Annotated in this window: 7 protein-coding genes; 4 read left to right on the top strand and 3 right to left on the bottom strand. The window is 69.5% G+C overall.

The features are described from left to right. Positions 1-34: 34 nt before the first annotated feature. The gene (locus ACFWIS_RS40050) at positions 35-697 is read right to left on the bottom strand and encodes an NADPH-dependent F420 reductase (RefSeq protein ID WP_380463781.1); all 663 of its coding nucleotides are present in this window, start codon (positions 695-697) and stop codon (positions 35-37) included. Positions 698-807: 110 nt separating this feature from the next. On the opposite strand from ACFWIS_RS40050, the gene ACFWIS_RS40045 reads away from it, so the two are divergent. Together ACFWIS_RS40045 and ACFWIS_RS40040 are read left to right on the top strand one after the other, a co-directional pair. After that, positions 808-1,206 carry a hypothetical protein gene (locus ACFWIS_RS40045; protein ID WP_380463779.1) on the top strand — a complete coding sequence of 133 codons (399 nt, stop codon included), beginning with the start codon at positions 808-810 and terminating at the stop codon, positions 1,204-1,206. Beyond that, complete coding sequence (locus ACFWIS_RS40040) at positions 1,203-1,460, top strand: hypothetical protein (protein WP_380463777.1); 258 nt, start codon at positions 1,203-1,205, stop codon at positions 1,458-1,460. The genes ACFWIS_RS40045 and ACFWIS_RS40040 overlap by 4 nt, the downstream gene beginning before the upstream one ends. Positions 1,461-1,475: 15 nt before the next feature. Here the strand turns inward: ACFWIS_RS40040 and ACFWIS_RS40035 are convergent, their stop codons facing one another. After that, a complete protein-coding gene (locus tag ACFWIS_RS40035; RefSeq protein WP_380463775.1) occupies positions 1,476-2,096 on the bottom strand; it encodes an L-threonylcarbamoyladenylate synthase in 621 nt (206 codons plus the stop codon). A gap of 95 nt (positions 2,097-2,191) precedes the next feature. On the opposite strand from ACFWIS_RS40035, the gene ACFWIS_RS40030 reads away from it, so the two are divergent. After that, positions 2,192-2,641, top strand: coding sequence for a hypothetical protein (locus ACFWIS_RS40030; RefSeq protein ID WP_380463773.1), 450 nt, complete (start codon positions 2,192-2,194; stop codon positions 2,639-2,641). Positions 2,642-3,293: 652 nt separating this feature from the next. On the opposite strand, the gene ACFWIS_RS40025 is transcribed toward ACFWIS_RS40030, so the two are convergent. Then, on the bottom strand, positions 3,294-3,473 hold the full coding sequence (locus tag ACFWIS_RS40025; protein WP_380463771.1) for a hypothetical protein: 180 nt from the start codon (positions 3,471-3,473) through the stop codon (positions 3,294-3,296). Between the two features lie 289 nt (positions 3,474-3,762). On the opposite strand from ACFWIS_RS40025, the gene ACFWIS_RS40020 reads away from it, so the two are divergent. After that, positions 3,763-7,818 (top strand): hypothetical protein, encoded by a 4,056-nt coding sequence (locus ACFWIS_RS40020; protein WP_380524364.1) that lies wholly within the window; start codon positions 3,763-3,765, stop codon positions 7,816-7,818. Positions 7,819-8,120 lie beyond the last annotated feature (302 nt).

The following is an 8,120-nucleotide window of genomic DNA, read 5'->3' as shown; positions in this document are numbered from 1 at the left end:
GGCGGGAGCAGGGTCAGGGACGGCTCCCGCCGCCTCAGGCCCGGTGGGCCTCCGGCCGCTCCGGGGAGGCCTCCGCGAGTGCCCGCCGTACGGCCTCGACGCCGGCCCGCAGCCCGTAGACCGGCGTGGCCGGCTGCTGCCGCCAGGACTCGTCGATGCCGCCCGCGTCCACGGTGTCGAAGCCCAACTCGTCGACCAGCGCCCGCACGACCGCCTTCGCCGCCTCGTCGTCCGAGGCGACCGGCACGGCCAGCCGCTCCGGGTCGCCCGCCGGGAGCGGGCGCTCCAGCAGGTCCTGCGCGTAGGTGCCGTTGAACACCTTCACCACCGGGTGGCCCAGGTGCTGCTCCGTCCAGCGGCTCTCCGTCAGCCCGCCGTCCTCGATCGCGTCGATCCGGCCGTCGCGCTCCTTCGGGTAGTAGTTGCCGGTGTCGATCACCGCCACCCCTTCGGCGGCGCCGTCGAACAGCCCGGCGGGCAGGTCCGGCACGTGCTTCAGCGGCACCGTCACCACCACGACCTGCGCGCCCTTCGCCGCCTCGGAAGCCGTCACGGCCGTGGCGCCCGTCTCCTCGACCAGGGCCTTCAGCGACTCCGGTCCGCGTGAGTTGGCCACCGAAACGTCATGGCCCAGCGCGGTCAGACGCCGCGTCAGGTTGCCGCCGATGTTGCCCGCGCCGATGATGCCGATCTTCATGGGAGAACCCCTTCGCAGTCCCTACTGGCCCGTCCCCCGCCCCAACCACGCGGTGACCGCGTCTGTTCCCGCACCGCAGCACCCGCAGGGTGGTTCTCCGGAGGCCACGGTTGACGCGAGCCCGGTACCGGCCCGCCCTGCCAGGACCAGGCACCAGCCGCTCCGGGCGACAATCATCCGACGAGCCCGACCAGGCCCCGATCACCTGCACCCCCGGCCCCGGCACCCCCTCCGGCGACGCCTGCCCCTGCTGCACCGGCGGCCGGCTAGCAGAACGGGAACTCCTCACCGCCCCGGTCGCCGTGGAGCGCCCGTACGAGTTCGCGGTCGGCGGAGGGTGCGAACCCCGGAACGCCGTCTGGGACGAGCAGAGTGCCCCGCACCAGGCCCCCGTGGACCGGCTGTGCGGCGCCCGCCTCCAACTCGCCGTCGAGGAAGCCGTTTTCCGGATCGACGACCCCACCCAGCTCGATCAACTCTTCACCATCCATGACATCCTGGCGACATGACCCACGACATGGTGCCGCCACTGCTCGCGGTCGCAGTGCTCCTGCTCGTCATCAAACTGGCCCGACTGCGGCGAAACGGCAAGCCCCTGCCGCTGCTTCCGCGTTCGCGGCCGGCCTGGGCGACGGCGGGCGTCGCCGCCGCCCTGGTGGTGGCCTCGGGGGTGTCGGCCGGTCAGGCCTGGGGCGCCTCCATCATTCCCGCCGTGGCGCTGGGCGGCCTGGTGGGGTCGTTCGTGGACCTCCGGTACCGCTGATCCGGTACGGGACCGTCACTCGAACCGCGAGGGGTCGCCGGCCCCGCGCCTGACGATCTCGGCCTCGCCGTCGGAGAAGTCGATCACCGTGGTCGGCTCGGTGCCGCAGTCGCCGGAGTCCACCACGGCGTCCAGCACGTGGTCGAGCCGCTCCTTGATCTCCCAGCCCTGGGTCATCGGTTCGTCCTCGCCGGGGAGGATCAGGGTGCTGGAGAGCAGCGGTTCGCCGAGTTCGGCGAGCAGCGCCCGGGTGACGGCGTGGTCGGGGATCCGGACGCCCACCGTCTTCTTCTTCGGGTGCATCAGTCGGCGCGGAACCTCCTTGGTGGCGGGGAGGATGAAGGTGTAGCTGCCCGGCGTCGCGGCCTTGACGGCCCGGAAGACCCGGTTGTCGAGCTGCACGAACTGCCCCAGCTGGGCGAAGTCCTCGCACATCAGGGTGAAGTGGTGGCGCTCGTCGAGCCGCCGGATCGAGCGGATCCGTTCGAGCCCGTCGTGGTTGTCCAGCCGGCAGCCGAGCGCGAAACAGGAGTCGGTCGGGTACGCGATGAGGGCCCCGGAGCGGAGGCTGTCAGCCACCGTGCCGATGGTGCGCGGCTGGGGGGACTCTGGGTGAACGTCGAAGTACTTCGCCATTGGCCGACCCTACGGGATCCCGGCGGCCCGGGGGCGCAACCGCGACGGACCGCACCCTGGCGGACCGGCCGGGACGCGGCGTACGGTCGGGGGCCATGGGTGTGGACCAGGCGCGGGTGAACCGGATCTTCCTGCCCGGGACGTACGCCCTCGGCGTGCCGTACGAGCTGTTCCGGGAGCTGCGGGCGCAGGCGCCGGTCCGCTGGGTGGAGGAGCCGGCGGTGGCGGACTGGCCGTCCGGCACCGGCTACTGGTCGGTGCTGCGGCACGCGGACGTCAAGCACGTGCTGCGCAGCCCGGAGCTGTTCTCCTCGCACCTCGGCGCGACCCAGATCAGGGACCCGGACACCCCGGCCGACCTGGCCTTCGCCCGCACCATGATGCTCAACCAGGACCCGCCCGACCACTCCCGGCTGCGCCGGGCCGTCGCGGCCGCCTTCAACCCGCGCGCGCTGAGCACCGATGAGTTCGAGACGATGTTCTTCCTGTTCGGGGTAGTCAAGCGGACACCTGGACATCTTCCTGAACGTGCTTGCTCTGTCTGAGGTTTGGCCTGTGAGGTGCTTGTCCACTACTTCAGCAAGCGTCACTGGAAGCCAGGGCGGAAGCGATCAAGCCGGACGGAGTCCTGGCCGAAGGCACATGCCTGCTTGAGAGTCTCGTGGTCATCGAAGAGCCGTGTCCGGCGCGCACGCCGAAGCCGAGGCCGTCAGCTGGCGGACGGAAGAGGTCACGCGTGCGGGCACCACCCAATGGCGCCACGGCCGATGATGAACGGCCTCGTTCTCGGCCAAACGATTGGGCGGGGTGCGCATCATAGGCACTGAGTAGCCCAGCCGAACGACGGTACGGAGGCTCCGGAGCCAGGGCGCGTATCGGATGGTGATGAATCTGCGGGATTTCCCGTCGTGGCGGGGTGCCGTACCTGCCGATCGGCGAGTACGGCCCCTGGGGGTCAATCTTGTGAGGCTGGCAGGTGGTCTTCTCCGGGGACGTTGACAGCTGACGGTGTTCTGCTGCCCGCCTACGTGTCGGACCTCGACCCGGTCGAGGGCGTGGGGGTGCGCGTCCGACACAGTCTGGCCAACGGCTCCATAGCCGGCACCGGCCTGCCCCCCTCGACACCCCGACCTCACTCTGACAAGCCGCGGTCAGCGGCGTCCGGGGGAGCGGGCTGCGCCATTCGCCGGGGTCCGGTCAGCGGGTGTCGCGGCGACGCAGGAGGATCATGAGGGTTTCGCGGGCATCTCGGCGTCGTTGCCGGTCGCGGGAGAAGACTGAGACGGCTGCGGTCGAGGCCACACCGGCGGCGTACAGGACGCCGGTAGCCGCGGCGAGATCGGTGCCGTTGCGGAGCAGGGTGGACAGTGCGGACATGGATATCTCCAGATGAGGGCCCGGTGCTCCTGCGCCTCCGGGCGTCGCAGCACAGGCTGACCGTTCCGGAGGGTTTCCGGCGATCTCCCGCCGTGCCCGATCGTGCTGGTTACGCTGGTCAGCGTCGGCGAAAAAGTGTCCGGAGGGTTTCGCCCGGTGTCGCTCTGGACGGTGGAGGAGGGGGAGGTTGACCGTCGATTCAGCCCGAGGAAACCTTGGCTCAGCACTGCGGCAACTGTGGGAGGCGGTCGGCTCCCCTGCGCTCTCCACGCTGCCGGAGCGTGCGGGGATGCCGATCACCACGAGTACTTGGAGCGACTGGTGCAACGGCAAGAGCACCCCCTCCGATGGCGATCACTTTCTCGCTGTCATCAAACATCTGGGCGAGAAGGCACATGGAAAGCCCTTGACGGCGCAGCAGGTGCAGATATGGAAGCGGCGGCTGGCGGCGGCCAAGGCGGAGAGCAACCGAAATCGTGGTGGCCGGCCCCCGAAGCCGCAGCCTCCCGAGCCTCCTGCGGTCCGGAAGGCGCGCGATAGAAGGGAGCGCGTCTTCAATCGGCACTCGGCATGGATCAAGCAGCACGTACGTGCCAGCCGGCTCCACGAACGGCAAGCAGAGCTACGGGAGCTGGAGGCGTTCTGTCTTGCCCCGGAAGGCGAGGGGCAGTTGTCCCCTTACGCGTGCTGGCAGGCCGGGCCGTGGGCGGGAAAGTCGGCCCTGATGGCGGAGTTCGCGACGCGACAACGCCCGGCGGACGTGGATGTGGTGAGCTACTTCATCGCCGAGCGCCTTGGAAACAACAACCGTGATGACTTCCTGACGGCTGTATCGGAGCAGCTCTCGGCACTGGCCGACCGGGAAGCCCCGCGCCGAAGTGGTTCCGCAGGGGAGTTGCCCGAACTCTTCCGAGCCGCCGCGGAGGCTTGCCAGGGGCGGGGACGACGTCTGGTACTGCTGGTCGATGGCCTGGACGAGGACAGTGGCGGCGGGCCCGGTGGGCAGAGCATCGCCGCACTGCTGCCGAAGGACCCGCCTCCCGGCATGTGCGTGGTGGTCACCGGTCGACCGAATCCGCCCGTTCCTGACGGAGTACCAGGGGATCACCCTCTTCACGACCGGCGGATCGTCCGCTCTCTGGCACCGTCCGAACAGGCGAAGAGCATCGAAAAGAGGGCGGTCCGAGAACTTTGGCAACTGTTGCGTGACGAACCAGTCGGCAAGGACCTCCTCGGCTTTGTGGTGGTGTCTCAGGGAGGTTTGACCGGGGAGGACCTGGCGGCCCTGGTCGGCAGGCCGTCCCTCCGTGTGTCGCTGGCTGAGATCAACACGCGGCTGCGCGGCATCACGGGCCGGAGTTTCGCCGTCGACGGCACGAACGACCTGTTGCCGGACGTGGAAGCGGGGTCCCGTGCCTACGCGTTAGCGCACCGCGAACTTCACAGAACGGCTCTGGCTGAACTGGGCGATGCAGCCACCGCTGAATATCTGGAGCGGCTGCATGCTTGGGCGGATACCTACCGTACGAGGGGATGGCCAGCGGACACGCCGGCTTACCTGCTCGACCACTACCCCCGTCTGCTCCGCAGACTGGGTGACACCGAGCGCCTGACGCGTCATGCCATCGACACGGCCCGGCACGAGCGCCTGTGGTGGGTCACCGGGGATGACGACCAAGCGCTCCGCGAGATTGACCAGGCCTTCCAACTTCAGCGTGCCGAAGCCTGCGCCGATCTCGTGGCGTGCGCGCGCCTGGCCCATCTGCGTCAAGCCCTCCTTGAGAGGGTTGGTGTTCTCCCTGCGTCATTGATCGTCACCTTGGCACACATTGGTCGCGCCGAACGCGCGATAGCCTTGGCCGGGCGACGGACCTTCGAGATGCCCAGCCTGCTCCTGCGGATCCTCCAAGCGGCAAAGAGCCGGCCGGACGCGGTCAAGGCCGCCCGTGAAGCAGCCAGTCACATCGCTGACCCTTGCGAGCGCGCCGAGTCGCTCACCGGCATCGCCCGTGCGTTGGGGGACGCGGGCGACCGGGCTGTGGTCGCTGCTCTTGCCGAGGAAGCTGCCGCCGCCGCCGAAACCATCACCGACTCTTACAAACAGGCGCAGTGCCTGACCTATCTCGCCGAGACGCTCGTCCGAACCGCGCACTGGGACGAGGCCGTTGCCGTCGTCAGCGGTGTCGGTTATCCCGGCCAGCGGACCCGGGCGCAGGCCACCATCGCCCAAGCACTGGCCAAGGCCGGCCACTGTGACAGAGCCATCGTCCTCGCCCGGGAGGCAGCCGCCAGCGCCGAGGAGATCGCCGACTCCTACCTGCGGGCGCGGGTGCTGGCTGAGATCGCCCACGCGATGGCGCTGGCGGGGCGACCGAACGATGCCGCGTGCATTGCGGGCACCATCACGGACCGCCTCGGGCAAACGCACGGCCTGGACGAGACCGCCCGCGCCCTGGCCGAAGCCGGGTACTGGCCCGATGCCGTCACTCTCGCCCGGATCATCACCCGTCCCGTCGCGCGAGCCCAGACGCTGGCAGCCGTCGCGCGGACGCAGGCAAGGGCCGGACACCACGACGGGGCCGTCGCTCTCGCTGAGGAGGTCGCCGCCACCGCCGAAATGATCTCCGACGATGCCGATCGGGCGAAGGTGCTGGCTGCCAGTGCGGGAGTCCTGGCAGATGCCGGCTGGCAAGACGTCGCCGCCAGCAGAGCGGCGGCTGCCGCCCGTACCGTCTCCGACAGTGATCAGCGGGGCCAGGCTCTGGCAGCCGTCATGCGGGAACTGGCCGCAGCCGGAGACCGCCGGGGTGCTGTCACCTTGGCATGGGAGGCGGCGTCCGCCGCCCGCGACCAGGTCAATCCTGGCAGCCGAGACGAGAGTCTGGGCGGGGTCGTCCGCGATCTGAGCCAGGCCGGGCTCCCGGACGTCGCCATCGACGTCGCCTCCGCCATTACCGCCCCCAACAAGCAAGGCAAAGCCCTGGCAGGCGTCGTCTCGGCCCTGGCCAAGGCAGGAGACCACGAGAACGCCACCAGTGTCGCCCGCAGCATCACCCACCGCGGCTCTCGGGTCGAGGCGCTGGCCGCCGTCGCCCAGTCCATGGCCCAGGCAGGGCTCGAAGATGAAGCCACGGAGATGGCCAAAGAAGTCGCCGTGCTCTCCCGCAGCACCACCACGCCTGCCGACCCCAGGTATCTGCTCGACCTCGCCCGGGCACTGGCTGAAGCCGATCTCCTGGATGAAGCCGCAGCCCTCGCCCGCACCGCCACCGATCACTGCCGAGATCCATGGTTCCTGGCCGGTATCGCCTCCGTACTGGGTGTGGCGGGATACCACGACGAGGCAGTTGGGATCGCGGAGAGGATGTCCTCTCCATCTCTGAAGGCGAAAGCACTGGCCGAGACCGCGCGGGCCCTGGCCGAGGCAGGAAAGCACGAAGTCGCCGTCGCCATGGCCCGGGATGCTGCTGCTGTCACCGGCAGCGTCACCGACACCGAGCAGCAGGCTCAGGCCTGGACGGACATCGCACGGGCGCTTGCCGAAGCGGGACGCCTCGACGAGGCCCTCGACGCCGCTCACCGCTCCAGCACGGGCACCTTCTTCGGCTACTGGCAAAAGAGACCGCTCCTCATCGACATCACCCGACGACTGGCTCGCGGAGGGCGATACGAGGACGCCACAGCCCTCGCCGACACACTCACCGGCGACTACCTACGAGGGCAGGCCCTCACCACAATCGCCCGGGAGATCATCAGCCTGGGAAGAAGGGACGACGCCACCACCCGGGCCCGGCAGGTCACCGTCCTCGCCCGCAGCCTCGCCGATCCCTACGAACAAGCCCGTCTTCTGGCCGTGGCCGCCCAGGTCCTGGCCCAGGCGGGACACCGAGGGGAGGCTGCGGACCTGGCGCGCGAGGCAACGACCGCTGCTCGCATCATCGACCACCCCGAGATGCGTGTCAGCGCCCTAAGAGCCATCGCCTCGACATTCGCCCGCGCGGGACAGCCCAACGGCGCCCTCGCCATCACTGAAGAGGTCCGTGCGCTGGAAGTCCTCCACCCCAGCGACGCATCCGACCGCGCGCTGACGTTCATCATCGAGCCGCTCGCCAGTATCGGGCATATTTCACGGGCTGTCGCCGTCGCCCGTACGATCGCCGACGAGGCGAGCCGCGCACAGGCGCTTGCCGCCATCGCCCGGACATGCACGGACACCGCACAAGCGCGAACGTTGCTGGCAGAAGTCCTCGATACCCCCCACTGGCGCGTCGCCGTACGCCCCCTGGCGAGGCTCGACCCTCATGCCCTCTCGGCGATGGCAGAACTAGAGCGTGTGGGATTGTGATCAATCTGCGGGTTTGCCTCGTGGCGGGGTCTGATCTGGTAGATCGTGCCGCGTGCCGCGAGCCCAACCGACGGACACGAAGTGGGAGTTCATCGAGCCGTACTTGCCGATCGGTGAGTGCGGCCCGTATCCGGAGCGGCTGCGGCAGCAGATCGAGGGCGTGGCCCGGCGGTTCAACAGCCGGACGAGGTGCCCGACCTTTCGGCCCGCGTGACGGGTTCGTCCGTGACGCGCACACACCTGTCACGCACACCTGTCACGCGCACACCTGTGCCGCACCGCGTCGCCCCAGGCGGCGCGGT

Origin of the sequence: Kitasatospora sp. NPDC127060 (genome assembly GCF_042724935.1) — a bacterium.
In the GTDB taxonomy this organism is placed as follows: domain Bacteria; phylum Actinomycetota; class Actinomycetes; order Streptomycetales; family Streptomycetaceae; genus Kitasatospora.
Note: the sequence above shows the minus strand (reverse complement) of the source record. Positions and strands in the feature narration are given on the sequence as shown.